The sequence below is a fragment of the Reticulibacter mediterranei genome (genome assembly GCF_016587455.1).
Map to the genome: position 1 here is coordinate 226,655 of NZ_BNJK01000004.1, position 24,897 is coordinate 251,551.

A 24,897-nucleotide genomic window follows, 5' to 3' on the forward strand; every position below is an offset into this window, starting at 1 on the left:
GATAAACTGGGAGGTTATCTCATCTTATTTTCGGAAGTGTGCTCGAAAGCAAGCGGACTGACATACTGCAATGTCGAATGCAAACGAATGGGATTATAAAAACATTCGAGATACTCGAAAATGGCTGTACGAGCTTGCTGCCTTGTCTGGAAGCGTATTCGATTGGTACACTCTTTCGTGAGAGTAGCGAAGAACGATTCCATTGCAGCGTTATCCCAGCAATTTGCAGTGCGACTCATGCTGACTTCAATGCCTTCCTCACGCAAAGCTGCCTGATACCGCTCGGAAGTAAATTCAGTTCCTCGGTCAGAATGATGAAGCAAATCAGATCCAGGATGCCTGTGCGCTACCGCCAAAAGCCTCGCCAGCTCAGTCAGTTCCGAATCCTCCGATGTCCCCATCGCCCAGCCGACCACCATGCGCGAGAAGAGGTCCAGGATCACGACCAGATACAGCCACCCCTCAGCAGTCTCGACGGCTTTGGTATCCGAGACCCACTTCGTATTGGGTGCATCCGCGTGAAATTCTCGTTGGAGGAGATTAGGAGCAAAACGAGCATGAGGGTCGCTTTTCGTTGTCGGTTTGCGCGACCGTTTGGGCAGCGCTGACAAGCCCAGCTCACGCATCAAACGTGCAACTCGCTTGCGAGCTGTGCTGATCCCTCGTTCTTTGAGCAGCATATGAATGCGTGGACTCCCATAAAGCTTTCTGTGCTCCAGGAACAGTTGTTGAATTTCGGCGGCAAGACGGGCATCTTCTCGACAATGCTGGGAAGGCTCTCGATTTTTCCAGGCATAGTAGCCACTCTCCGACACCTCAAGGGTCTTACAGAGCATCGTGATGGCATAGTGTTGGCTCTGCTCTGCAATGAAAGGAAAGGTCAGAGCTGGCCGCGCGAGAAGATGCCCAGCGCTTTTTTTAAGATATCACGTTCTTGGCGCAATAATTCGTTTTCTCTCTTTAATTGTCTCATTTCTTCTTCTTGAGGTGTTTGATGCCCACTTCCAGGAAATGCTTGCACCCCATGCTCGTCAAACTCCTTACACCAATGATGCAGCGTGCTGTCAGCAATGCCCAAATCCCTTGCAATTTGGATCATCGGCTTTCCACTGGTTTTTGCGAGTTGGACTGCTTCTCTCTTGAACTCTCGTGTAAATGTCCTTTGTTTCTTTTGCATGGTCTGTTCCCTTTCTGTGGAAGTCCATTCTCTCTAGTTTACCTTCCACACTTTTCTGGGTCAAGACCACCCTCCTTCCAGGCGAAGAAGATGGCAGAAGCCAGAATAGCCACAAAGACAAACATATCAAAGAAGGCGACCAACCCCACCTCTTTGAAGACCACTGCCCAAGGGAACATGAACACCATCTCCATGTCAAAGGCCACGAACAGCAAAGCAAGCACCGCATAGCGCAAACGAAATTGGACCCAGGTTTTGTGGCCTGTTCTCCCACCATACTCTGGCGGAGGATTCTTCTCAGACGTTCGCGTAGTGGGGGCCAACCAGCGATTGAGGCCGAGTGCGAGTATGCCGAGAAGCAGTGCGACAAGCAGCATCACGCCAGCAAGAGCAAAGTCTGTACTGATACGAGCGGTCATAGTATGGATCTCCTTCGTATAGCTCTTACCAACAACACGCCGGAACCGTCCAATTGGTAGCAATAGCTCTTTCTTGAACGGGCCGCGTCGTTTTCGATTTGTCCTGAGCGTGAGAGAAAAATGCCTGGATCAGCAAGGGAAAGAAAAGGTAATGCGTCAACGTCTCTTCTGTTACGATGTGATGTGCGCCTCCTGCTTCATACCAGCCTCATAGTGACCAGGGAGGTAACAAGCAAACTCGGGTTGAGAGTTTGCTGTTGATGCCGGGAAGGTATAGTCGAGCATTTTCGTTTCCCCAGGAGAGATGTTATCAACGGCGGCCAGAGCCATTTTATCCATATTCCCCATTGCCATGCCGCTCATATTCCCCTCCGCCTTTGGCATGATCATGAATTCGTGAACTGTTTGCCCTCTGTTCGTAATGGCAAAATGATAGGTCTTTCCCGGTGTAAATGTCGTCAACGAGGCGTCTATTTTGAATTCGGAGAGGTTCACATTGATGGTCTGAGGCCCTGACGAATTGCTTGTCCCTCCAGTGTTTCCGCACGCTGCTAACAGCACAAGAAAAGGGAGAAGCAGGGCGAAACATTTCCACAGCTGTTTCATGCTCATTCCTTTTATCGTATGGTTCTTCAGTGTTTCTGTACATGTATCAGGAAAACGTTTGTGAAAAACAATCGGCATTGAAGATGGTTCCATCCCATCTCCTCGCGTCATGATCAGTTCCCTTTACCCTTACCCTACTGGTAGGGGTATCTATACCTTATGATATTTTTCCGCGCTCGTCAAGCCAATGAGTTGTCACGTGGCACGACGCACGATACGTATGCCCATGAGCTTATCCATCGACAGAACGCGATGGATAAGCTCATGGGCATACAGCTTCTTTGACTCTACAAGCCTGTGAGCAAAGATCTGGCACATCACAACCAGGCGGGATTTGATACTCTTTTAGGAAGCATTGAGCCATACCTTCATAGCTTCCCCTCTGGTGCATTTGAGATGCATGGGTGTGCTAGCTCAGAGGAGTGGGCCCAGGGATACTCAAAGAGGTTCTCGACGAAGCAGGCTCATAAGCGCGTTCGCAAACGGAGCCAGATGGGAGAGGAAGCCGAGGTGCCCACCGGGCACTTCGCTGAGATCAAACCCGAACCGCTCAGCAAGCAACTGATTGGGCTGGGCTGTCATCTGCTGACGAGAGTTGCTCCCAGAAACAAGGACAAGTTGGTTGGCATAGGTCGCCAGAGCATCAAGATCCAGTTGCGCCCTCGGATACTGGCGCAGTTCATATTCCATCCAATACGCTGCGTTCGCCAGCGCAAACTCGTTGGCCTGCTCTTTCATCAATCGCTCGATTATCTGGCGTTCTTCTTTTCCCATGATGCGGCTCGTGAACTGGTGCATCGCCTTCGGTATCCCATTCTTGCGCGAGGAATCGTAGATGCGCTCGAAAACCCCCCACCAGTACGCAGCATCAGGCATCAGAGCAACGAGTGGAGGCTCGTGAGCGACCACTTTGTGCATGTGTCTGGGAGACTGGATGAGGGCGGTGAGGGCAACAATGGCTCCTGAACTGTTCCCAAAGACGATGGCAGGTTGATCGGTGAGATGCTCAAGCAAGCGCCGGACATCATCAGCATCCGTCTGGAGCCGGTGGGCATCATCCTGGGGACCGTCAAGGGGACTGTGGGAAAAACCTCGGCGATCATAGATCACCACCTGATACCGTGAGATCAGAGAGAAGGCCAGCTTGTGGAAAACGGCTCCCGTCCCAGCCGCTCCAGGAATCAGGAGGAGGAGCGGCCCGGAGCCGCTGACCTCATAAAAGAGTTGCGCACCAGGAACGTGAAGGATACTCATAGATGTTTTCTCTCTTTCATTGGGAGCAGGCTGTCTGGACTGCGCTGCTTTTCTGGGTCCATCTTGTGACGCTGCACGTTTTGTGTACGCCACCCATAGCGGGTCATGCCTCGTGGTTTGTATATCGAGAGGACTGTAAGAACCAACAAGACTACCAGGGCAGCACTTGAGGCGATCACTAGTTGTATCTGCGTCCCGTGAAGACGAGTCAAGAGCGGTGGGGTTGTGGCAGCGGTCTGGGCAAGGAGATCAATAGGTCGGGTGTGGACGAACAAGATAAGCGTGATTACCAGGGTGATCGCAAGTTTGAACAGTACCCAGTAATAGCGCATCAATCCCCATTTGCTGGAAAGAGACGAGATCACTCCGGTCAGCCCAGAAAGGAGGGCGAACGGGACGATGACAGACCAGGTGGTGACACTCATAACGAGAGAGGCCGCCCGCACCACCACCTGATCTTGGCTGCTTACCTCGGTCACAGCCAGAGCGAGGAAAACGGCAACCGCACCGAACCAGCCCAGCGAGGATGTGATATGGATGGTGAGGGAGAGCTTACGGAAACTAGAAGAGGAGGTCATCACTACACTCCTCCAGATGCTCTGATCGACATGCCCATATGGTTGCCAAAACCGTTGCCGGTGAGGTGTAGGATGAGCAAGAGCAGGACGAGAACAAGAACGATCATCACAAAGATTTTCACCCACTGTGGAATGCCTGGGGTCGGTTTGGGATCATGTTTCATACACGTTTTCTCCTTCCTTGAAGCACACATGAGAATGTTCTTCTTGTCAACAGGACTACCTTTTGTTATTCTGAGATTGTTCACGACGAGAAGGTCTGCTGAGTGGTTAACCCACGAACCCTTTGTTCGTTGAGAACAACATACAGGTCATCACGAGCCACGTCAATCATCAATTGTCTAGATCTGTTTGCTAGCGAACACCTGGCTCGAATTGTTCGGCAGTAGAGGAGCGTATGAAACAAGAGAAACAGGATCGTCGTTCCCTGCGCACCCGCCACTTAGTGAGTGTGGCTCTCCAGGAACTCTTAGAAGAGAAGCAGTACGATGCGATCACGGTCGGTGACTTGCTAGAGCGAGCGGGAATTGGTCGCACAACGTTTTATACCCATTACTATGATAAGGAAGATGTCCATACCTCTCTCATGCGGCAGCATCTTGAGGAGGCCGTCACCTCACTGCTCTCACCCCATGAACAACCACCCTCGCTCTCAACCCTGGCGTTCTTTCTGCATGTCCAGCAACGCCAGCAGATCTTTGAGGCACTGACACGCAGCCAGAGGCAAGAACAATGGTGGGAAGAGGCACACACGCTCTTGAGTAGGTCCATTGAGCAGATGTTGACCGCCCAATATACAGGCAAACGGTCTCCTGAGCTTCCTGTGGAAGTGGTGGCTCACTATTTAACAGGTGCCTTGTTGGGCCTGCTGAGATGGTGGCTCAAAGCCGAGATGCCGTATTCACCCCAGCAGATGGATGCTCTCTTTCGACAACTCGCACGGGATGGGCTACAGATGTTTTCATCAGAATAGGAGCAAAAAAACAAGAGATGGTCGAGTAGCTTACAGAGGTGGCATCGCGTATCATTGCCCGATCTTCCTGTCGAAGCGCACAGCGAATACTCATCACATGATGGGGAGAGCCAGGTCACGTGTATTGAACCTATCCATTGTGATCAAACATGGCTCATGTGTTGACGGAAAATGAGAACGGCCCTTCAGAGCAGACAGGAGGTTGTGAGAAGGATGAGAGCAGATCTGCCATTGTTGTGACGAGCCTGTGACCTTCATTGGCAATACTTCTTCTATGAAACGTTGGAGGCCACCATTTCGTGTCCTCCCTGTCAAGGGTAGGAACGAGTAAGGTGAAGAAAGTGAGGAGAAAACCATGATGATGTGGGGATACGGCTATGGCTGGTCGATGCTCTGGATGGTGTTCTGGAACCTTCTCTGGCTGGTGCTTTTAGGGATACTCATCTGGGGAATTATTCGCTGGTTGGGTGGGCACATGTTCCGCTGGGCGGGTCATGATCTCGGCTCAACGCCTCGCTCTGCGCTGGACACTCTCCAGGAACGGTATGCACGTGGGGAGATCGATGAGGCCACCTTTGAGCGCATGCGTGAGCGTCTGATGGCCTCTGAGGAGAGGTTCCCTCGATCCAGCTAGATGCGCTCTCGCAAAAAGGAACCCATCTATGACAACAAAAACGTCATCGTATACCTTGGGAACCACGATTGAGGTTCCCTTTGATGAGGCTGTGAGGCGCATCACTGAGGCGCTCAAACATGAGGGCTTTGGTGTGCTGACGACTATTGACGTGAAAGCTACCATGAAAGCGAAGCTCAATCAGGACTTCGAGCGCTACACGATCCTGGGAACCTGCAACCCCCAGCTTGCGCATCAGGCATTGGAACTCGATCATACTGTCGGGGCACTCCTGCCCTGTAACGTGGTGGTCCATGAAGCGCACAGCCCCTCTGGGCTGGTATGAAGGTTTCCACCTCTTGCTTGCAGTAACGCCGCAGGGAGTCATCACGGGCTTTGGGTTCGGCTCGGCTTCCACTCATGATCAGCAGTTGGCAGCGACCTTGTTCGCTCTGCGAAAGACGCCATCGCCGGATCTGATGAGTGCTGGTCAGCCTGCCTCTTTTGCCTATGTGGCTGATAAAGGGTTTGCAGGAACCAAGCCCCATGCACTCTGGCGAACCTCTTTGAGGGCAGAAGTCATCACGGTCCCTCACCAGACCAGTAAGCAAGACCGTTGGCCCAAAGCTTTGCGGCGCTGGCTTGCCAGTCTGCGAGAGATTATTGAAACGGTCAATGACAAGCTGCTCAATACGTTTCGCTTGGCTCGTGAACGGCCCCACGATATCACCGGCTTCCAAGCCCGCTTGGCGGCGAAAGTGGCCTTGCACAACTTTTGTATCTGGCTCAACGGCCAGCTCCGACGGGTTCCGTTGGCCTTCGCTGATTTGATCAACTGGTAGATTGGTTTTCATAATTCACACCAAACGTTTAACTTGTCCACACACTTTTTGAATCATATCTTATCCGATGAGGACAAAGAGATTGTCAAACCACACAAGCCTTTCTCTGAATTCTGACAGAACCTCTTGCTATTCCTGCTTTGATGGTAGCTCATTCTTCTAACCCTCGATATCGTCTCCTGAGAATTGCTCAACCCAGAGAAGAGGAGGGAAGTCGTCTCGGATATACGTTACTGGCTTTTTCCTTCTTAGTTCTGACACATCCCAGGAGATGACGGAGAGCCAACATTCGCGCTATTTACCACTATTAGCTGAGATTTACATATAATTTACCGTCTCTGTAAAATTTACATTAATAAAATTATCTTCTCTATATTATTTAGTATACATTTTGTGATACTTCTGTATCAGAGGGTTGCTTTTATGAATGATCTATTCTATGCTTAGTCATATGAAACAACTCGCCCATAACATTGACAGGAAAGAATGTGGATGGCTATGCAGGGTCAGCCGCTAAATGAGCTAGAAGCCTGTAGTCAGTAGCACCATTTCTCCTAAGAATAGCGTCAAAAATAGTAGACTGAATGTAAGGTGTGTGTTATGAGTTTGACGTATATTGTCACTTTTTTCTCTGCATTTTGCCGCTGTGCGATTGGCTTTGTCTTTCTCCTTTCCTTCGTCAGGAAGTGTCGCGATATTGCTCAGTTTCAGCGCGGCATTGCCAATTTTCGTCTCCTCTCCAGGCATTTGAGTAATATCGCCGCGATCTTTTTTCTTGGCTGTGAGTTGGCTGTGGTCCTTTGTCTCCTGGTAGGTGGGAGACTTCTGTTGCCAGGCTTTGCACTCGCCGCTTTCTCGCTTGTTCTCTTCACCATTGCACTCGCCTCTGTTCTTCTCAGAAAGTTGCATATTTCCTGTAATTGCTTTGGAGCTAGCGATCAAACCGTTTCTGCTGCTGATATCTGGCGAAACGTCGGGTTGACAAGCTGTACGGCTGTTAGATATTGGGCAACACTCTGGGCACTCACGCACGAGCAACCTTTAGGAGTAGGAGAGTGGCTCCTGGCGGGCGTGAGTGCCCTGCTTCTCTCGTTGCTCCGCCGTCATAGAGCAAGGGAAGATTAGCGAATACGGGACCCATGAAGAATTGCTGACATGCAACAGCACCTATGCTCAACTTTAAAGATGAAGATAGTGAAATGGGCACGATAGCGAAAAGCTGGGGAAACTGCTGGCCCTGCTGGTTACGCCAGCCAATGAACAAGACCGAGCCCAAGTTGGTGAACTGGCGCAGGCTGTGCAGGACATCACTGGCGAGTCGGTCGAATTGGCTTTCGTTGATCAGGGTGACACGGGTGATCGATTATAAGGAGTATCGTCACTGCTCAGCCTCTACGCAAGCAATAGGTCGATGAAGCGTCGTCTTCACAGTCGAGGACAAGGAAGAAACGAACCGACGAAAGAGAGCATACCACTTCCCTTCTCGCCGCTTTCAGTTGCGGTGCAAGGCTGACTATATAATCATCGACAGAACAAAACAATTCAAGTCAACTCATGGTTAGATCTCTCCGATGATCGATAGAAGCTGTTCGTCTGGCTCCTATACCAGCTCATCAGAGCGGGATCTGTTTATCCAGAACGCGATACTGTTGGCGAATTGGTTTTTCACGCTCAAAATAGAATGGCTTTCATGTTCAGCGTAAGCACACATTTGAGATTCGCCAACAGTATCTTCTGACCCCTTTGAATTGTCATCTGATCTTCTCACCGCGATGAACCCTGGTCATAGGGAGTGGTGCGAGGACTTCGCATGACGTTTCGAACGCACGTTACTTATCAAAAATCGAGGATACGAAAAAGCAGAGGAGGATGAGTGTAAGTACTGTCCTGCTGAAGACGAATCTAGACAAAGAGAACTTTAACTGCTTCTACTACTTGATTTAATCCATATTCAATAGATAGAGGAAATCGTATATGTTGCTAAAAGAGAAAATAAGCTCATCACAGGCGCTATCTTCTGTTAGAAATAAGCACCTGGATTCACATCAAAGTATTTTATTGTTATCGCTACTACTGGTAAGTCTCTTGCTTACCGTAGCGATACGTGTATGGCTAACACTCCATACACATGGAGTGATTGCAGGCGATGAGGCGATGGTGGGAATACAAGCCGAACATATCTTGCGAGGCGAACACCCCGTTTACTACTATGGTCAGCCCTATATGGGTAGTTTTGAAGCATATGTCATGGCAGGGATCTTCTTTTTTTGGGGACCTTCCGTGTGGGCGCTTCGAGCTGAACCTGTCCTTATATCGCTCGTACTTATTTTTCTTACCTGGCGCTTTGCCATTGTACTAGCCAATGCTGCACATCTCCCCCAGCGAGCAAAAGTCTGCTTTGTATCAATTGCTACTCTGATAGCGGCGTTTCCCCCACTCTATGATATGGTCGAAGAAATGCGGGCAAAAGGTGGTTACCTCGAAATTTTCACCGTGATGCTCTGGCTCCTCTTTTGTACCTGGAGTCTGGTTTATCGTTGGCAGAACAACGCGAAGCCTCGTGAGTTGCTACTACGCTGGGTCGGACTGGGTTTTCTGCTTGGTATTGGCCTGTGGATAGATCCTCTCGTCGCTTATGCACTTGCTACTATTGCCATCTGGCTTGCACTCTTCTTCATGAGAGAGCTTATTACCACCAAACTCCAAAACACTGTGCAGTTGCGGCGACGGCGGCTGAAAGAGGCGCTTTTCGCACTCATTGCCCTACCTGCTCTGCTCGTCGGCTTTGGCCCGGCCATCTACTGGGGAAAAGCTCATCAATGGGAAAATATCCAATTCATCTTTTCTACGTCAGGAAATGGATTTACTCAAGGGTTGACTCTGCAAGAAAGAGTGTATTCGATCCTACGGGTAGGAAAAGTCTATCTCACGTGCATGCTCCCACGCACGCTAGGAGGGTCATTACCCAGTCAACCGGGAGTAACGATACAACACCATCACATTTTGACTGTGGGGCTGGTCATAACCTTTTGCTGCCTTCTCGTTTGCGGTGGTGGATTCGTTCTCTCCTGGCTGCGACCCCACATCATTCCTACTCGGCTTCGACAACTCACCTCGCTCTCATTACTCTTCTTTCTTTGCACTTCTACGCTGTTTGTTGTATCATCTGTTTCAGTGCGAACTCTTCTTGTTCCATGTGGCCCCTGGGACGTTATTGGACGTTATACAGTGCCGTTAGTGGTCGTTCTGCCCTTCTTGATTGCGTCTGTTTTGACGCTTCCATTGATGATGAGTGCGCAAGAAATGACGCTTCAAGAAAAAGAGCAAGGTAGCATAAAAAAGATGAAGGGCATTTTGAATCTCAAGCCCTCTCTTTTGAAAAAAGGAGTGTTGTTTTTACTGATAGTGTATTTTGCTGCACAAAGCGCCGTTTACCAAGATGCTCATCCAGATTTTACCTTTCAGGGGCCTGGCGCTCTCGTCTATCCAGCGAGCAATGACCCAATTATTGCTTATATGGAACGAGAACATATTCACTATGCTTGGGCAACTGGTTGGATTGCAGACCCCATTACATTTAAGACGAATGAACGGATTATCGTTTCGGAGCCACATGGCAGAATCGAGGCCAACAACCAAGCCGTCCTCCACGCCAAGCAAGCCAGCCTCATTGTAGTGGCTATGCATAAAGAAACCCACCCTGCCATTTTAAAGGCGCTAGATGACCTGCATGTACAGTATCGCCTGGCTCGATTTTATTCTGAACCGGGATTAGATGTACTCGTTATCACACCGCTCAATAGGACGCTCTCTCCATTTGATCTCAAATTTGCTACAGTCTTTCATCATGTCTTTTAAGTAGTTGACATCTTTGCTTGAGCTTGCCCTGTTTTTGTGGCTCTTGCGCAATGCTCGTATTCCCAACAATATTTTCTCAAGCATCCTACTACAGAAAAATTGACGACCGGAGTGGATTTGAACACCGCCTGGTATGGATCGTTGTGGCAACACAGTGCTGGGGCATCAGCGTTGGGAACGTGCTGTCTAGCATATTTGTGGTATTGGGTGAATCCCCATAGAGCGTGTCCAGGAAGGGTATTGTCAACTGAATCAAAATGGTAGAGGGAATAGCAAAAGAAATTCGTGAAATGGAACATCATTCCTATTTTCTTCCTCAGAAAGAGCCCTTTGTTTCAATGAAAGAGGCAGCAGTGGGGAAAACTCATCAATTGGAGAAGTGCAAAAGAGCCTAAAAATGGCGGTCTGCGGAGTGCGGTTCATTTTTTGCACCTCTACCCTGTTCTGGCAGTGGTATGTTTTTTTCATAATACGCTCGTAACCACCTCAACTGGCTGGGGCGTAACAGGAACAGAGCATAAGCCAGCAGAAGAGCGCAGAGAAGAGCACCTCCAACAATCGAACTCAGAGAGTCGATTGAGGAGAGGGACTTGGGATCGACATTGAGAGAGACTATCCTTCCAAAATCACGGACCGCATGCAGGAGCATGAGCGGCCAGATCGAACCGGTACGCAGCCAGAGCGCCGCCAGCAACATCCCAGATCCAAAGGTAACAAGGAGTTGTCCCAGGACATAAGTAGGAGGAAAATTTCCATCCAGCAGATTGACTAGAACATCGGTCAAGAAATAGAGAAAAGGATTGGCAGAACTGCGTTCGAGAGGGAAACCAACACCTGGAATTGCCCCGATTTGGAGGGTCGGAGAAGAGAAATCTGCTCTAATCCGATCAGGAGGAGGGAAGCGCTGAGAAGCCAACCAACGCAGTGGAGCTGCGAGCCCGATAAAAAAGCTGGCTGAGGGACGCCCAGAACCAATGATTGTCGCCACCGCGAGAGCGGTGAGCACGCCGATGAAAGGTGTGAATTGACTCGTTTCAGTTGACGATTTTCCTCTTCAAGTGGAGGAAGATGTCCACTCGAAGGCAAATGCATCTTTCCCGTGTTCTGCAAAGCGTAGGCACCAATGGCTGAGCGTACTATCTGGTATACCCAGGTCCCGTGCGATTTGGGACTGCGATTTTTCGCTCGTTTGCCACAGATGCACTGCTTCCAGTTTAAATTCCTTTGTGTACGCTGGTCTCGCTTTCTGCATGGTCTTGTCCTTCTCTGGGAAAGCTTTCTCTTCCCACTTTACTCCCTCCATGTTTCAGGGTCAAGACCAGATTTATTCGGGCAGGTGAAGTGGGAAGTCGAAGCAGGTGACGAGCGATGGGTCAAGGAAGGCCGTCACCTCGGCAATCTGCCTGGGAAATTGCAAATCATCAAAAGTGACAACTGCAATGCCAAACGCTCGATAGGAACCCTTCGCTTCGTCTGCTCGATACAAGACAAATGCATGCTGTCCATTGGCTCGCGTCGGATACACACGCCACTGCTTCTGTACCCCGGATAGAAATATAACGGTAAGCAGATAGGCGCGAATCGCTTCTCGTCCCCAATACCACGAAGGGAGAGGTGGCATAGAGAGTCTCGCGTCTTCTTTCAGCAGCGCCACGAGTTCATCAACATCGTCGTTTTCCCATGCCTGGAGATAGCGCAAGAGTAGCGCTTTCATCTCTGCATCAGCAGGGCGAACCAGCGCCTTCTCTCGCTGTTCAGTGTGATAGTTCTTCTCAAGCGTTATCCGAGACCGGTGCAAGGCGCTTTTCACCGCTGAAACCGAGATCTCCAGGAGGTGCGCGATCTCGCTTGCACTCCAGTCCAGCACATCCGAAAGGAGCAATATGGCCCGTTGGCGGGGTGGGAGTAACTGAAGGGCTGTGAGGAAGGCCAGCGAAACACTTTCCTGCCTGGTATAGCGTGCTTCTGGGTTTTCTGCCGCCTCAGCCAGCCAACTGTTAGGAAAAGGCTCAAGCCAGAGTACCTCGGCAGAAGGGTTTGCAATGGGACGTAATGGGTCCGCTGCGGGAGAGATTGCGGTTGGCAGCGTGCGCCGTGAGCGTTTCTTGAGTGCGTCGAGGCTCACGTTGGTCGCAATCGTATACAGCCAGGTGCGCAGCGACCCTGGCCCCCGATCCATGAACGTGTCACCGTGCCTCCAGGCACGCAACATGGTTTCCTGCACGACATCCTCGGCATCGTGCAATGAGCCCAGGAGGCGATAAGCGTGCAGGAGCAACTCTCTGCGATAGGATTCGCTCAAAGAGATCATGTCATACTGGACAGGAAGACCAGTGATTGAGTCCTCATTGGCATGACCGGCCTTACAAGATAGATCGTCTTTCTTCCTTTGTTTCGATGTCACAATGCGCTTCCTCAATCACTCCTTGAAGCCGTTCTCATCATCGGCATAATCCCTCTCCGAGCACGACTGTTGGACTTTTTCATGCTCATTGTATCACACCGTTTTGCGCAAGGAACAGTTGCATAAGAGCCATTCCAATTGAGGATGACCCGACATAGCTGATGGAGGACATGCGCAGCAGAGACACACGCTGCCCGCCGGTAATGGCTCAGCTTTTACCACCGTCGCCTGGATCAGGAGCCGTCCCCGCAAAAAAACCGGGAGGAGAGCGGTTTCTCCTCTCCCTCCCTCCCTCTGCCTCTTCTGCGCATTCGATGCCCCCATCACAGGCATCGCAGGTCCAACAAGAGGTGCCATTGTGCGTAGTCGTTGTACTGAACTCAGATAGCGATGCCATGCAACAAGCGGAGGAGCGGTAGTATCCTACACTTCGCACCCTGAAAGGAAAACCTGCCTCAACATGAGTGCTCTATTCAAGCGATCCCAGCAGGTCTTCATGGATCCGTAGCGAAACGCAGGGAAATTGTTGGGATTCCAAAATATCCCCTCTCAGACCGCACCTTTTTGCTCATCACAACAGTTTAATAAGTGTCAATCGCTCCAGAACGCTCACCCATGGTTGATCGGGGACGCGTGATGAGCAAGAGCCCTCCGAATGGGACGGGTCGAAAAAGATGGGCACATCTGATGCCCTCTCGGATAGGAAAGATGGAGTAAACATCGTATGAATATCACAGGTAAAACCATTTTGATAACAGGCACCAATCGTGGCCTTGGGAAGGCACTGGTTGAGGAAGCCTTGAGGAGGGGTGCGAAGCAGGTATATGCCGGTGCGCGTGTCCCAATGGAACATGCAGATGAGCGCGTTACGCCTTTGCCTCTGGATATCACCAACGCGGCTCGCATTCAGGAAGCGGTCGAGAAGGTCACATCTGTTGATATCCTCATCAACAATGCCAGTATAGCGCGATCTTTCGACGTGAACGATCGGACCGCGATCGAAGAGCATCTCGCCGTCATCTTCTTCGGCACATACGACATGACCCGGGCCTTCCTGCCGCTCCTCACACGTTCTCGGGGAGCCATCGTCAATGTCCTCTCCCTGGCCGCCCTGGCCGCCTTGCCGATCGTTCCGCCCTACTCCATCGCAAAGGCAGCCGCGTTCAACCTGACCCAATCACTCCGCGCTTTGCTGGCTGGACAGGGCATCAGCGTTCATGCCGTCCTCCCCGGACCCATCGATACCGAGATGTCCCGATCCCTGAACGCCCCGAAGGCTTCTCCAGAGTCTGTCGCGCAAGCGCTCTTCGACGGAGTGGAGAGGGGAGAGGAAGAAATCTTTCCCGACCCCGCATCTGAGTCCCTGGCAGAGAGCTGGCGCAGCGGTGCTGTCAAGGAGCTTGAGCGCCAGAGTGCGACCCTGGTAGCAGCTTCGGGGGACAAGTCATGAGCCAATTGCCAGGCCACCCGGCGCGACTACGAGAGCATTCACTGGGCGTGTTGAGATAGCGTCGCTTGCTCGTTTTTCCGGTCATCAGAAATGAAAGGGTGATCTGGGGGCATGGTTCAAGACAGGCCATGCCCCTGGAGAGCCTGGAGCGTTGTTGTCTTTCCAGAAGACAGCAACGAGGAAGCGAAAGAAGGCTTGTGCAATGAAGAGACCGGAACGAGCGCCTACAGCGCAGCCAAAGCGGCGCTACGGACAGTAGCACAGACGGCGGCGGTTGAATTGGCGCCACGTCACATTCGGGAGAGCGCTGGTCAGCCCAGGCCCAATCCTGACCCCGATTTACCAGCAAGCTGGATTAAACCCAGAGAAGATGCAGGAACGCCTGGATCGCATGAGCGCTACCGTGCCGCTCGCGCGACTTGGCAAGCAGGAAGAAGTGGCCGGCGTGGTGGCCTTCCTGGCCTCGTCCGACGCTTCCTACATCACGGGCGCAGAGATTCACATCGACGGAGGACTGGGCTAGGAGGGCGGGCGTGATCACGCCTGCTCTCTACGCGCTCCAATCAGTCAACTTGAAACATTGAAGGAGACAGCACTATGGAAACCCTCATTCTACACACCACTCGCGGTATGCTCAACCCGGAGCGACTTTCGCAAGCGCAGGCCATGCACAACGCTTTCGTGACGGAGGGCTCGCAGCCCGGGATCGAAATCGCTCGTTCGCTCGGAGACCTCAGTCACAACCTGTATGCACCCGTGGAGGGTTTGGGGAAGCTGTTGGCAGCTTCCCCAGGTGAACTGCTCTTTATCGATCAGTGGGCTGATGCAGGCGGTATGGAGACCTTTTTCTCCAATCCGTTCGCACAGGGGGCGGGGGACCAACTGTATGCGTCGCGAGAGGAAGCGGAGTGGATACCCGCACGCGATGCATTCACGTTTCATGTTCCGGCGATAGTTGACACGTCCGCGCGTTTCGTCGGGATGATGCGGGCACCAGTGCGTGCGACCTCGGATGCGGTCAAGGTCATCTCGGAACGCATCTGGGCAAACCTACGTGCATCGCGCAGACTCGGGCACCTCTCGCATCAGCTCTTCCTGCGGGAGGCTTTCGTCGTGGAAGCCAGGCCCGCATCGAATGCACGCCGCAGTGGTGGTGAAGATACCGCCTTTCCGGTCGAGTCAGTCGAAGTCCTTGCTCTCGATTTCTGGCCAACACTTGAAGGGCTCACAGAACACTACAGCGCCTTGCTCTCCACGAACAAGCTCGACGAGGTGCTGGCCGGGTCCATCACGGTGTCCGTCTGGGAGCAGGCTCGCGGATTCGTCGAATGGTGATGCCGACTTCGAGGAACCGCCCCGGCTGGTGCGGACATGACCACACCCACAGTAGAGACAGAGGACCCATTACACTTCATCAGGAGGAACATTATGGCAGAGTATGACTCAACCAAAGAAGCAACCAGGCTCAACCAGGAGCAGATCGACCTGTTCAGCAGTACCGCAGGGAAGCGTTTTTCCCGTGAGGAATGGGAGGCCCTCAACCAGGAGCAGATTGACCTGTTTCGTGCCAACCATGGGATGATCGTTGAGGGCTTGTTCCAGGGAACACCGATCCTCTTATTGACCACTATCGGGGCGCGCAGTGGCAAGACGCGCGTCAATCCGCTGGGGTATACGCGCGAGGGCGACCGATACATCGTCGCAGCCTCCAAGCTTGGGGCACCTGAGTATCCAGCCTGGTATCACAACCTGGTTGCTAACCCGGTCGTGACTGTTGAGGTCGGACCAGAGCGCTTCCAGGCCAGAGCGTCAGTCGCGCAAGGAAGTGAACGAGATCGGTTGTTCGATGCGCACACGACCTTCTGGCCCAACATCGCTGAGTACCAGCGCCACACGACACGCGTCATCCCGGTCGTGATCCTGGATCGAGTCTGCTGACGCCTCAGCGTTTCTCAACGTCTGAGGGAAAGAGCAAAAGGGGATGAAGAGTAATGATCATCACATACATTCAGTACATGGTACGAGCCGAGTACGCGGCAGAGAATCAACAGTACGTGCGTCAAATTCTGGGGGCCCTGCGAGCCTTAGATCAGACAGAGATCAGATCGAGCATCTTTGTCAAAGAGGACGGAAAGACATTTCTCCACTTCCTTTTCTGCGAGCATGAAGAAGCGGAACAGACGTTTTTCCAGCACGGATCGCTCCAAGCATGGAGAGCGGCGCTGGTCGAAAGTCCTCCTGAAGTGAAGCTTCCCGTACCGACCAGATTGAGCGTCGTGGGTTCGACTACAAACCTGCTCTGAGGATGAAAGACTCTCAGACATGGGCTTGACGGAGTTTCCCGGAGAGGGTAGAGTTGGAAGAGAGCAGGAAACGGGAGGGGACCATGCCCAAAGAGCAAAGAACCTTTACACGAGAATTCAAACTCGAAGCCGTGCGATTAGCACAATCCTCCAATAAACCCATGATCCAGATTGCACGTGATCTTGGGATAGCTGACAGCACGCTGCACCACTGGTGCAAGGTGTTTTCCGAACAAGGCTCCCAAGCCTTTCCAGGCAGTGGACATCAGACTCAGCAAGAAGAGGAAATCCGTCGGCGCGTGTCGAGAATTGGAGGTGACACGACAGGAGCGTGACATAGTAAAAAAATCCTCGTATAGAATTTCTCCATTGATGAGCTAAGGCGATGGAAGCTGAATGAGTGTAGGGAGCTTCTCTTTCGAGCGAGAAGGCTGATACTGCCCCGAACGATGCTGCCGATGAATGACTGGATCATAGAGTCCAGGCTCTGGCGGCTTCTCTCCTGGAGCTAACTGCGAGAGCAGTTCCTGATCCTTTTTCAGCAATGTATACATCACACAGACCATTTGCCCAGCCAATCGTCCAATCACTTTCTCCCGTCCGATCAGTCGTCGCGTGCGTTCATCTGTACGGCATTTGCGTGCGATCAGTCGTTCATACAGTTCTTTCCATCCTTCATCCCATTGAATGGCTCTCCAGACAATGAGATACATCGTTTGCTTTATCTGCCTCACCCCACGTGGCGAGAGACGAGTCCAATCCAGGGTGGACCCCGATTGTGCCACTTTGGGAACCCAGCCTGTATAGGATTTGAGCTGAGAGGCACGCTCAAAATTGGCAATATTGCCGATAAGCGCGATGAGAGTTGCAGCCGCCAGTGGACCAACACCTGGAATGGATGTGAGGATTTTGCCCTCCCGAGAGTGTTCTACCACCTGAAGCATTTCTCCCTCAAGCTGAGCCAGATGCTGGCCAATGAGATTCAGTTCGCTGATGAGTTGCTGCTGTTCGATCACTAGTGCCCGCACGCGTGTTGGATCTTTCGAGCCAATGGTCTGTGCTGCTAATTGCTGCAACTCCCTGAGTTTGGCATCGGAGACACTACAGGTGCGACCTCTTGCTTCTCGCAATTCGCCCCAGGGAGCAGCAGCCAGATCAGCGGGAGTTGGAAAGTGGGAGCGCAGAGCCAGTGCTGTAGGCAGATTGGGATTGCGCAAGAGGCGAGTAAATTCAGGAAACAACTCATTACAGATAGCTGTCAACTTGTTCTTGCGTTGGGTATTCTCAGCAGTTAATTCGTAATCTTTTCGCGCATCCAGAGTTGAGTTATCCCTTCATTGCAGAGCAGGCGCAGTTCTATCCAATAAGCACGATGTGCCGGATACTTGGGGTTTCAGTCAGTGGCTATTACGACTGGCACAAGCGGGAACCGAGCGCACACGAGCGGGAAGATGGCGAGCTTGCCAAGCTGATCCATCGCATCTTTTATGCCAACCGGGGCGTCTATGGAAGTCCTCGCGTCCACATGGAGCTGCGTGATCAGGGCGTTCGCTGCTCAAAAGAGCGCGTAGCCCGCCTCATGCGCGAGATGGAGTTGGGAGCCAAACGCCAGCGCAACAAGCCGGTAGGCACCACAAGGCGCAAGGGAAGCCAGCTCGCTCCCAACCTGCTTGGCAGGGAGTTTGGAGCTGAGCAGCCGAATCAGAAATGGGGAAGTTCCACCACCTCCGTCTGGACGGCTGAAGGCTGGCTCTATGTAGCGGTGATTCTCGATCTCTTTTCTCGCCTGGTGGTCGGTTGGGCGATGAGCCAGAATAACGATGAACAGCTCGTTCGGTTGGCTCTGGAGATGGCCTTGCTGCGGCGCTCTCCTGCTGCTGAGATGTTACTGCATTCCGATCAAGGTAGCCCCTACACAGCGACAGGCTATCTCAACCGGCTCGCACATCTTGGGATGGTGGTGAGTATGAGTCGAACCGGTGACTGCTACGACAATGCCGTGATGGAGAGCTTTTTTAGCACCCTCAAAGGGGAATGTGTTGAACGTTCTGCCTTCGCTACCCGTGCTGAGGCAAGGCAAACCATTTTTGAGTATATCGAGTGTTTTTACAATCGCGTTCGCAGGCATTCCACCCTCAATTCTATGAGTCCGATGGCCTACGAACAAATGATGAGCTAATTTCCAACTTACTCCTCTCCGAAAAAGTCCGGGAATCCCAGAGCTAGGGCAGGAGCCACATGAGGAGATCCATGAACTGCTGTCTCATCTCAAAGACACGAACGGTTCTCCTCTCCTTGAGAAATGATGGTTCAGATGCTTATTCTTCAGAACCCAGATCAACACATTTCCCTCGTGGGAAGGTATCAACTTAGAGAAAGGCATCATACACCTCTATGCCTAGCCCAGCATGCTCTGTAATGAGAAGAAGAAGAAAAGGGAAGATCTCTGTGCATCTCTAGAGAGCCTCATTTTCCTCTTGCTTGGAAACACGCACATACTCGATCTTCATAATTTCCTCCGTTTGTCTCAGGTTTTCCGTCAACAACCTACCCTTTTGAGATTCTGATTTTGAGATGAGTTTTGAGATTCGTTGCGAGGGGACCTCGTGCTCACACAAATGACGCGCCGCACTGCTAAAAACAGAACCAGATGCCGCAGAAAACGGACGGTTTTGAGAATCTTCTTCACCCCCACTGTCCATAGAGCATGCTGGCCTGTCAGCGCGATCCTGACGAAAAGATCGACGAACTATATAACTAGCATTGGCGCGAAGTCACCTGGTTTTTCCGCAAGATATGCGCAAGCGAGGAGAAGTTTTGTGTCCGTCCTCTCTGCTATGATGATTATGCTGTGAGATCTGGTAGTTGGTCGGAGGTGCCGCATACCAAGTACATCCATGAGCCACAGGGGAGAGAGAGGAAAACGCGCCTCCCAACAGTCCAGATCAGAACAATCGACAACCAGAAGAATGGAAGTACTCCTTGACCAGGGCTTTTCAGTTCTCCGCTCAAAGGGGGGCAGGGGTCTCCCTGCCGGGGTCTGGGGTGTCCCCAGTTTCCTTCCCTCCTTCGCGCGCCGCCGCAGGCGGCGCGCAAAAGAGAAGAAAAAAGGTTTTTGCGGGGACACCCCGCACCCTGGCAAAGGGCTGCCGCCCTCTGCACTCCTGCTAGATGGGAGAATTGGAAAGCCCTGACTCCTTGACGAGCACTCCTTGCCTGTTAGTCTTCTCTTTGGTATCATCCTCTCTGTTGGGAGGAATAGAAGCCCCGTTGGGAACAAGGTCGTAACACGAGAGGTCGTATGCCGAAAACTTCTCTTCACACGCTTATTTGGTCTCGTGAGCATCATCTCTATGAGCTGTATACGCAGGGCCATCTTAAGCAGTGTTTTCAACGAGCAGAGGAAGCGACCTGGCAAGCATGGCTCAGTGAGGTCGTCTCCTTCGCTTTCCAGGGCGCGTGCGGTCGCCTCAACGTCTACCACGAGGTTCGGCCACGTGGAGGGTCCTATTGGTATGCCTACCGTACCATAAAGGGCCGCACGCGCAAGCGCTATCTTGGACCGACCACAAGAGTTTCGTTCGCCCGGCTAGAGGAGGTTGCACACGCTCTCGCACGCGAGTCAACCCTCCCCTCGTTACCCACTTCTCGCACGCAGCCACCAGCCGAACTCTCTATGAGGCTGCTTTTAACCAAGCTGGCTCCGCCACGCCTCCCAAAATTGCTGGTCGTGCGAGATCGCTTGCTTGCTGACCTGGAGCACACACTCTCAACCCCTTTCACACTGCTGGCCGCTTCTGCCGGGTGGGGCAAGACGACGCTGCTTTCCATGTGGGTCCGCTTGCATCAAGAGCAAGTCGCCTGGCTCTCTCTGGATTCGCTGGACAATGATCCTTTTCGCTTCTGGGCTGCCGTGATTGCAGCGCTACGCAGATGTCGACCAGGCATTGGGGCGGTGGCTCTTGCCCTGTTGCACGAGCCTGTGCCTCCTCCCTTTTCCGCGATCCTGACCGTGCTCCTTAATGAGCTGGCTCTTGTGACGGAGCACGCCACTCCTCTCGTGATGCTCCTGGATGATTATCATGTGATCGACCATCAGGACATTGATGAAACGTTGACCTTCTGGGTCGAGCATTTGCCTCCCCACGTCCATCTTCTGCTCTCCAGTCGCGTTGACCCGGATCTTCCCCTGGCACGCTGGCGTCTACGGGGACAGTTGGCCGAGATCCGCGCCACCGATTTACGCTTTCGTCTAGATGAGGTCGGCCTCCTTTTGCAGCAGGCGGTGGGACTCTCGCTCTCGGAAAACGAGGTAACGGCTCTGGAAAGGCGCACAGAGGGCTGGGTAGCGGGATTGCACCTGGCGGCCCTACTTCTGCGCCACAGGGAAGATCGTTTGGCCTGGATTACGACCTTTACCGGCAGCCATCGTTATTTGCTGGACTATGTGCAGCAGGACATCCTCTCTCAGCAGCCTGACGCGCTCCAGGACTTCTTGCTCCAGACGGCGGTGCTCACCCGGCTCTCAGCGCCCCTCTGCCAGGCAGTGACCCAGGTGCCAGATCCGCAGACGTGCCAGCAGATTCTGCAAGAATTGGAGCGGGCAAACCTCTTTCTCCAGCCTCTGGACGAGCAGCGGCAGTGGTATCGCTTGCACGATCTCTTCCGCGAGGCGCTCCTGGCTCTCCTTTCAGCCAAAGACCCAGAGCTGCTTTCTCAGTTGCATCTGCGCGCGGCTCGCTACTATGCTGAAAAAGGGGAGATACGAGAGGCCATTGCCCATGCCCTGCAAGCGCCAGATTTTTCCTATGCCGCACGTCTGATGGAGGACGGCGCACGGCACCTCTGGGTGAGCGGTGAGGCGCAGACCATACTGACCTGGATGGAAGCTCTGCCCGATGCCGTCTTGTGGCAGCACGCCCATCTCGCCCTCCAAGCTGTGCTCCGCGTGCTGGAATCCTTGCATGAGACGACCGAGATGGCCTATGCCAGCGCACAGGCGCAGGTGGAACACACGCTTGCGCGTCTGCAAGAGCAGTTTATGCATCAAGAGAGCAAGGCGTGCACATCTGAGAGCGAGTCCGTTCAGCATGCAGATGAATGCATCGTGATCGGGCGGCGTCTGCGCTTGTTGCGCGCCTTGATCGAGACGAGGGCCATTCTCAGGCAGAGCGACAAGGTGCGTCTCGCACAGCTTGCCAGGGAACTAGAGGGACTCGCTCAGGATGAGGACATGAGTTGGAACATGATTGTGCTCTCTCTCTCCTTCTGGCTGACCGAGTCGTTTGAGCGTGAGGGGGCCCTGCTGATCCCGAGGCTCTTGCAGTTCAAGCAGCAGGCAGAACATACGGGAGATCGGCTGGTGAGCATCAGAGTGATGGAGTGGCTGGCGAATGCGTATCTGAGAGCCGGGCAGATGCGGCAGGTCGAGCGAGAATGCCTGGCCGGTCTTGCCCTGATGAAACATATCGGTGGGCATACTGCATGGGCAGGCTATCTGCATCTCTTCCTGTTTCATGCCTACTACGCCTGGAATCGCCTGGAAGAGGCGGCTGGCTCCCTCCAGCAGGTACTGCGCATCGCAGCCGACTGGCAGCAGGTCGATTTGCTGATATCGGGCCATCTCTATATGACGTGGATCAGCCTGGCACGAGGTAATCTGGCTGCTGCGGCTCAGGAGATGTACCAGGCGGAAGCATTGGCACTACAAGAGCGCTTTGCCCTCAGCCCCCTCTCGGTGGAGGTGGCCCGCGTGCAATATTGGCTGGCTGCCGGAGATCTGGAGGCGGCACGTGCCTGGGCCCAGCAGGTGGTGTTCTCTCCACAAGCATGGAACCCCAACGAGAAATGGGCCGTGTTGATGCTGGTGCGCGTGCATCTTGCGCTGCATCAGTTTCCCCGGGCACTCGACCTGCTGGATCACTTCCGAGAGCTTCTTGATCGGCCAGGGGATATCTATATGACGATCCAGATGCTTGCAGTGCAGGTCGTGGCCCTGCATCAGGCAGGAAAAAGAGAGCAGGCTCTGATCATCACCACTCGCTTGCTGGCGCTGACCGAGAGAGATGGCTACCTTCGCGTGTATCTCGATCAGGGTGAACCGATGAGGCAGATGCTCCTGGCGTTCCTCGCTTCTCATGGCAGGCAGCATGACCTGACCCGGTCCACAGCCGCCTATGCCTCAAAGCTGCTGGCTGCCTTCGGGCAGAAGGAACAGGGCGCAAGTCCATACGAGGTCCTGGCAACCACTCCTTCGCCGGCCTTTGCCTCGAAGATGGCTTCTCGTGAGCCCGCGCTTGTGGTCTCTCTTACCCGCCGGGAGCAGGAAGTCCTGTACCTGCTGGCCAAAGGCGCCTCCAATCAGGAGATTGCCCAAACCCTGGTGATTTCCCTGGACACCGCAAAAAAACATGTCAGCCGCCTGCTCGGCAAACTGGGAGCGAGCAGCCGCACGCAGGCGATTGCCCAGGCGCGTGCCCGCTCGCTGCTCTAGACCTGTTTCCTCCCAACAGAGAGCCTTTCTGCGAACATATCTGCTCCCTTTGGTACACTTTTAGGGGCTGTGTTCGAGGGCAGATCTCTTCTATACTTTCCTTAGATCGGAGCACTGCAAACAGAGGAGCGGACAGATGCATTACCGCATTCGCGTGCAAGGGCACCTTGCACCTTCCTGGCAAGGCCGCTTTGATGGATTACGCATCGAGCATCAGAAGGATGGAACGACCTTGCTCGCGGGATTTCTCCCAGATCAGGCAGCGTTGCATGGCGTGCTCTTACAGATGATCCGTCTGGGTCTTGTGCTGCTCTCACTTGAGACGGGCGAGCAGACACGGGACAGTACCTCTTTTCACGTTACAGAAGAAGGCGAGGAAGACCATATGATTACCGAACCGAAGATAGAGCATCGTAGCGAGCAGCTCTACGTCGCGATTCGTACTCAGGTGACGCTGCGACAATTGGGCAAAGGTCTCGTCACCCGGCACTTCAACGAAGTGCGTGTCTGGTTGGAAAAGCAGGGCGTCGCCCCGACTGACGCGCCTTTCATCCGCTATCTCGTCATTGATATGGCATCACTGCTCGATATTGAACTGGGCTGGCCTGTTGCGAGTCCTCTGTCAGGCACCGAGCGCATTCGTGCTGGCCTGCTGCCAGCCGGTCGCTATGCTTCGCTCGCCTCCATCGGACCCTACAAAGGGAAAGCGCTCATGAAAGCCAACGGGGCGCTGATAGACTGGGGAATAGAGCATGGCATCGTGTGGGATAGTAAGCAAACCGAACAGGGCGAGGCCTTCGGCGCGCGTTTGGAGTCCTACATCACAGGCCCGGCGAACGAGCCAGATCCAGAAAAATGGAAAACAGAGGTCGCGATTCGGTTGGCAGATCAATCTTGACACGAGAGGTCAAGATGAACGTGTTGCAAGACGCCTGAGACCGAAAAGCGCAGAGAGAGGAGCGAATCCCTATGATCCCCTACGTTGGAAGCGGCGAGTATTGCTATGCCAACAGTCTGTACATGAGTTTGCTTGGGAGTGGGGCACCCCCCGATCAGGTGCCCTCGCCAGGCTTTTTAGAATGCCTTACCACGATGCCCTTTGGCAACACCTATCTCACGAGCGCCAGGATCGCGTTGTTCGATGGATTCGACCCAGATCAGGGGTTGACACGCGCGATAGAAACGCTAGGCTGGACCTGTCAATTGGAACGGGGAGGGGATGAACAGGAAGCGCTCTCGCGCCTGCGTACGGCCAGTCAGCAGGGTCCGGTGCTGCTCGGCCCTCTGGATCTGGGCTACCTGACATACCACCCCAATGCTTCCTTTCTTGGGGGAGTCGATCACTTTGTGGTCGTGCTGGAAGTTTTGCAGGACCATGTCCTGATCCACGATCCCAAAGGCATTCCTTATGCCACCCTCCCATGCGATGCGCTCCTGCAAGCCTGGCGTGCCGAGCGCATTCCCTATATTGACGAAACATATACCATGCGCTCAGATTTTCGCCCGGTGGAGGCGGTCAGTCGGAAGGCTATGATCGCGCGGACGCTACCATATATCCGGGAAAACGTACAACGAGATCCCGGCGGACCAGTGGTCTACGGCAGCGTGCGAGCGTTGCGCATGCTGGCAGAAACCTTGCGTGCGGAGGTTCCTGAGCATCTCGCGGGACATCTGCTCTACTTTGCCTGCCCACTTGCTGTTCGGCGCAACCTGGATGCACGGGCCTTTCTGATAGAAGGGAACCAGCCGGAGGTGGCAGCACTGCTCGAACGACAGGCACGCCTGCTGGGTCAGGCGCAATATCCTGGCGTGCTGCACTCCTGGTCGGAGGTTGCCGCTTTGATTGATCAGGTTGCCGACATAGAGGAGCGCTTCATCGCTGTGTCTGCCTCCTGGTAACACTTTGCTGACCATTCTGTATGTGCTT

The 24,897-nt window shown here is 53.2% G+C and carries 25 protein-coding genes and 3 pseudogenes; 18 read left to right on the forward strand and 10 right to left on the reverse strand.

The annotated features are described in order from the left end of the window. Positions 1–14: 14 nt before the first annotated feature. From K3T83_RS55605 to K3T83_RS55635, 6 genes and pseudogenes are all read right to left on the reverse strand, one after another. Positions 15–1,177, reverse strand: a pseudogene (locus K3T83_RS55605) (IS3 family transposase). A gap of 38 nt (positions 1,178–1,215) precedes the next feature. Next, the gene (locus K3T83_RS55615) at positions 1,216–1,596 is read right to left on the reverse strand and encodes an NADH-quinone oxidoreductase subunit A (RefSeq protein ID WP_220211729.1); all 381 of its coding nucleotides are present in this window, start codon (positions 1,594–1,596) and stop codon (positions 1,216–1,218) included. A 171-nt stretch (positions 1,597–1,767) separates the two neighbouring features. After that, positions 1,768–2,202: a cupredoxin domain-containing protein gene (locus K3T83_RS55620; protein ID WP_220211730.1), complete on the reverse strand. Its 435-nt coding sequence runs from the start codon at positions 2,200–2,202 to the stop codon at positions 1,768–1,770. A 438-nt stretch (positions 2,203–2,640) separates the two neighbouring features. Further along, positions 2,641–3,456, reverse strand: coding sequence for an alpha/beta fold hydrolase (locus tag K3T83_RS55625; protein WP_220211731.1), 816 nt, complete (start codon positions 3,454–3,456; stop codon positions 2,641–2,643). Further along, complete coding sequence (locus K3T83_RS55630; protein ID WP_220211732.1) at positions 3,453–4,034, reverse strand: hypothetical protein; 582 nt, start codon at positions 4,032–4,034, stop codon at positions 3,453–3,455. Before K3T83_RS55630 ends, K3T83_RS55625 begins: the two co-directional genes overlap by 4 nt. Before the next feature lie 2 nt (positions 4,035–4,036). After that, on the reverse strand, positions 4,037–4,198 hold the full coding sequence (locus K3T83_RS55635) for a hypothetical protein (RefSeq protein WP_220211733.1): 162 nt from the start codon (positions 4,196–4,198) through the stop codon (positions 4,037–4,039). A 233-nt stretch (positions 4,199–4,431) separates the two neighbouring features. On the opposite strand from K3T83_RS55635, the gene K3T83_RS55640 reads away from it, so the two are divergent. The 7 genes and pseudogenes from K3T83_RS55640 to K3T83_RS55665 all read left to right on the forward strand — a co-directional run bounded on the left by K3T83_RS55640 (position 4,432) and on the right by K3T83_RS55665 (position 10,320). Beyond that, positions 4,432–5,007 (forward strand): TetR/AcrR family transcriptional regulator, encoded by a 576-nt coding sequence (locus tag K3T83_RS55640; RefSeq protein ID WP_220211734.1) that lies wholly within the window; start codon positions 4,432–4,434, stop codon positions 5,005–5,007. 355 nt (positions 5,008–5,362) lie between these two features. Further along, complete coding sequence (locus tag K3T83_RS55645; protein WP_220211735.1) at positions 5,363–5,641, forward strand: SHOCT domain-containing protein; 279 nt, start codon at positions 5,363–5,365, stop codon at positions 5,639–5,641. Positions 5,642–5,669: 28 nt separating this feature from the next. Continuing rightward, positions 5,670–5,966: a DUF302 domain-containing protein gene (locus tag K3T83_RS55650; protein ID WP_220211736.1), complete on the forward strand. Its 297-nt coding sequence runs from the start codon at positions 5,670–5,672 to the stop codon at positions 5,964–5,966. Further along, on the forward strand, positions 5,935–6,462 hold the full coding sequence (locus tag K3T83_RS55655; protein ID WP_220211737.1) for a transposase: 528 nt from the start codon (positions 5,935–5,937) through the stop codon (positions 6,460–6,462). Before K3T83_RS55650 ends, K3T83_RS55655 begins: the two co-directional genes overlap by 32 nt. Before the next feature lie 600 nt (positions 6,463–7,062). Further along, positions 7,063–7,587, forward strand: coding sequence for a MauE/DoxX family redox-associated membrane protein (locus K3T83_RS55660; RefSeq protein ID WP_220211738.1), 525 nt, complete (start codon positions 7,063–7,065; stop codon positions 7,585–7,587). An 88-nt stretch (positions 7,588–7,675) separates the two neighbouring features. Then, positions 7,676–7,825: pseudogene (locus K3T83_RS57000) on the forward strand (IS5/IS1182 family transposase); the annotation flags it as partial. A 611-nt stretch (positions 7,826–8,436) separates the two neighbouring features. Next, positions 8,437–10,320 carry an NADPH-dependent FMN reductase family protein gene (locus tag K3T83_RS55665; RefSeq protein WP_220211739.1) on the forward strand — a complete coding sequence of 628 codons (1,884 nt, stop codon included), beginning with the start codon at positions 8,437–8,439 and terminating at the stop codon, positions 10,318–10,320. 391 nt (positions 10,321–10,711) lie between these two features. Here the strand turns inward: K3T83_RS55665 and K3T83_RS55670 are convergent, their stop codons facing one another. The 3 genes from K3T83_RS55670 to K3T83_RS55680 are packed head-to-tail and all read right to left on the reverse strand — an operon-like array spanning position 10,712 to position 12,724. Then, positions 10,712–11,326 (reverse strand): CPBP family intramembrane glutamic endopeptidase, encoded by a 615-nt coding sequence (locus K3T83_RS55670; protein WP_220211740.1) that lies wholly within the window; start codon positions 11,324–11,326, stop codon positions 10,712–10,714. 48 nt (positions 11,327–11,374) lie between these two features. Continuing rightward, positions 11,375–11,623, reverse strand: a complete 249-nt coding sequence (locus tag K3T83_RS58535) for a transposase (RefSeq protein ID WP_373324781.1) — start codon at positions 11,621–11,623, stop codon at positions 11,375–11,377. A 21-nt stretch (positions 11,624–11,644) separates the two neighbouring features. Next, positions 11,645–12,724 carry an RNA polymerase subunit sigma-70 gene (locus tag K3T83_RS55680; protein WP_236065365.1) on the reverse strand — a complete coding sequence of 360 codons (1,080 nt, stop codon included), beginning with the start codon at positions 12,722–12,724 and terminating at the stop codon, positions 11,645–11,647. A 170-nt stretch (positions 12,725–12,894) separates the two neighbouring features. Between K3T83_RS55680 and K3T83_RS55685 the strand changes: the two genes are divergently transcribed. The 7 genes and pseudogenes from K3T83_RS55685 to K3T83_RS55715 form a co-directional block, all read left to right on the forward strand. After that, a complete protein-coding gene (locus K3T83_RS55685; RefSeq protein WP_220211742.1) occupies positions 12,895–13,143 on the forward strand; it encodes a hypothetical protein in 249 nt (82 codons plus the stop codon). A 305-nt stretch (positions 13,144–13,448) separates the two neighbouring features. After that, a complete protein-coding gene (locus tag K3T83_RS55690) occupies positions 13,449–14,174 on the forward strand; it encodes an SDR family NAD(P)-dependent oxidoreductase (protein ID WP_220211743.1) in 726 nt (241 codons plus the stop codon). Positions 14,175–14,448: 274 nt separating this feature from the next. Then, complete coding sequence (locus K3T83_RS55695; RefSeq protein ID WP_220211744.1) at positions 14,449–14,697, forward strand: SDR family oxidoreductase; 249 nt, start codon at positions 14,449–14,451, stop codon at positions 14,695–14,697. 254 nt (positions 14,698–14,951) lie between these two features. Continuing rightward, complete coding sequence (locus tag K3T83_RS55700; protein WP_220211745.1) at positions 14,952–15,509, forward strand: hypothetical protein; 558 nt, start codon at positions 14,952–14,954, stop codon at positions 15,507–15,509. Between the two features lie 93 nt (positions 15,510–15,602). Then, positions 15,603–16,112: a nitroreductase family deazaflavin-dependent oxidoreductase gene (locus K3T83_RS55705; protein WP_220211746.1), complete on the forward strand. Its 510-nt coding sequence runs from the start codon at positions 15,603–15,605 to the stop codon at positions 16,110–16,112. 53 nt (positions 16,113–16,165) lie between these two features. Then, entirely contained in the window at positions 16,166–16,477 is a 312-nt protein-coding gene (locus tag K3T83_RS55710; protein ID WP_220211747.1) for a hypothetical protein, read from the forward strand. Between the two features lie 83 nt (positions 16,478–16,560). Beyond that, positions 16,561–16,831 (forward strand): annotated as a pseudogene (locus K3T83_RS55715) (transposase); the annotation flags it as partial. Positions 16,832–16,854: 23 nt separating this feature from the next. Here K3T83_RS55715 and K3T83_RS55720 read toward each other — a convergent pair. Further along, positions 16,855–17,739 carry a transposase gene (locus K3T83_RS55720; protein WP_220211749.1) on the reverse strand — a complete coding sequence of 295 codons (885 nt, stop codon included), beginning with the start codon at positions 17,737–17,739 and terminating at the stop codon, positions 16,855–16,857. A gap of 59 nt (positions 17,740–17,798) precedes the next feature. Here K3T83_RS55720 and K3T83_RS55725 point away from each other — a divergent pair, with 59 nt between their 5' ends. From K3T83_RS55725 to K3T83_RS55740, 4 genes are all read left to right on the forward strand, one after another. Continuing rightward, positions 17,799–18,656, forward strand: a complete 858-nt coding sequence (locus tag K3T83_RS55725) for an IS3 family transposase (RefSeq protein ID WP_220211750.1) — start codon at positions 17,799–17,801, stop codon at positions 18,654–18,656. A 1,122-nt stretch (positions 18,657–19,778) separates the two neighbouring features. Continuing rightward, the gene (locus tag K3T83_RS55730; RefSeq protein ID WP_220211751.1) at positions 19,779–22,970 is read left to right on the forward strand and encodes a DUF6788 family protein; all 3,192 of its coding nucleotides are present in this window, start codon (positions 19,779–19,781) and stop codon (positions 22,968–22,970) included. A 136-nt stretch (positions 22,971–23,106) separates the two neighbouring features. After that, positions 23,107–23,868 carry a GyrI-like domain-containing protein gene (locus tag K3T83_RS55735; RefSeq protein ID WP_220211752.1) on the forward strand — a complete coding sequence of 254 codons (762 nt, stop codon included), beginning with the start codon at positions 23,107–23,109 and terminating at the stop codon, positions 23,866–23,868. 71 nt (positions 23,869–23,939) lie between these two features. Continuing rightward, a complete protein-coding gene (locus K3T83_RS55740; protein ID WP_220211753.1) occupies positions 23,940–24,869 on the forward strand; it encodes a YobF C-terminal domain-containing protein in 930 nt (309 codons plus the stop codon). Positions 24,870–24,897: the final 28 nt, after the last annotated feature.

What these genes read in the sequence shown, in the direction of transcription:
- K3T83_RS55615 (WP_220211729.1), bottom strand. Translation starts at nt 1,596, where the DNA reads ATGACCGCTCGTATCAGTACAGACTTTGCTCTTGCTGGCGTGATGCTG.
- K3T83_RS55620 (WP_220211730.1), bottom strand. Translation starts at nt 2,202, where the DNA reads ATGAAACAGCTGTGGAAATGTTTCGCCCTGCTTCTCCCTTTTCTTGTG.
- K3T83_RS55625 (WP_220211731.1), bottom strand. Translation starts at nt 3,456, where the DNA reads ATGAGTATCCTTCACGTTCCTGGTGCGCAACTCTTTTATGAGGTCAGC.
- K3T83_RS55630 (WP_220211732.1), bottom strand. Translation starts at nt 4,034, where the DNA reads ATGACCTCCTCTTCTAGTTTCCGTAAGCTCTCCCTCACCATCCATATC.
- K3T83_RS55635 (WP_220211733.1), bottom strand. Translation starts at nt 4,198, where the DNA reads ATGAAACATGATCCCAAACCGACCCCAGGCATTCCACAGTGGGTGAAA.
- K3T83_RS55640 (WP_220211734.1), top strand. Translation starts at nt 4,432, where the DNA reads ATGAAACAAGAGAAACAGGATCGTCGTTCCCTGCGCACCCGCCACTTA.
- K3T83_RS55645 (WP_220211735.1), top strand. Translation starts at nt 5,363, where the DNA reads ATGATGATGTGGGGATACGGCTATGGCTGGTCGATGCTCTGGATGGTG.
- K3T83_RS55650 (WP_220211736.1), top strand. Translation starts at nt 5,670, where the DNA reads ATGACAACAAAAACGTCATCGTATACCTTGGGAACCACGATTGAGGTT.
- K3T83_RS55655 (WP_220211737.1), top strand. Translation starts at nt 5,935, where the DNA reads ATGAAGCGCACAGCCCCTCTGGGCTGGTATGAAGGTTTCCACCTCTTG.
- K3T83_RS55660 (WP_220211738.1), top strand. Translation starts at nt 7,063, where the DNA reads ATGAGTTTGACGTATATTGTCACTTTTTTCTCTGCATTTTGCCGCTGT.
- K3T83_RS55665 (WP_220211739.1), top strand. Translation starts at nt 8,437, where the DNA reads ATGTTGCTAAAAGAGAAAATAAGCTCATCACAGGCGCTATCTTCTGTT.
- K3T83_RS58535 (WP_373324781.1), bottom strand. Translation starts at nt 11,623, where the DNA reads ATGGAGGGAGTAAAGTGGGAAGAGAAAGCTTTCCCAGAGAAGGACAAG.
- K3T83_RS55685 (WP_220211742.1), top strand. Translation starts at nt 12,895, where the DNA reads ATGCGCAGCAGAGACACACGCTGCCCGCCGGTAATGGCTCAGCTTTTA.
- K3T83_RS55690 (WP_220211743.1), top strand. Translation starts at nt 13,449, where the DNA reads ATGAATATCACAGGTAAAACCATTTTGATAACAGGCACCAATCGTGGC.
- K3T83_RS55705 (WP_220211746.1), top strand. Translation starts at nt 15,603, where the DNA reads ATGGCAGAGTATGACTCAACCAAAGAAGCAACCAGGCTCAACCAGGAG.
- K3T83_RS55710 (WP_220211747.1), top strand. Translation starts at nt 16,166, where the DNA reads ATGATCATCACATACATTCAGTACATGGTACGAGCCGAGTACGCGGCA.
- K3T83_RS55730 (WP_220211751.1), top strand. Translation starts at nt 19,779, where the DNA reads ATGCCGAAAACTTCTCTTCACACGCTTATTTGGTCTCGTGAGCATCAT.
- K3T83_RS55735 (WP_220211752.1), top strand. Translation starts at nt 23,107, where the DNA reads ATGCATTACCGCATTCGCGTGCAAGGGCACCTTGCACCTTCCTGGCAA.
- K3T83_RS55740 (WP_220211753.1), top strand. Translation starts at nt 23,940, where the DNA reads ATGATCCCCTACGTTGGAAGCGGCGAGTATTGCTATGCCAACAGTCTG.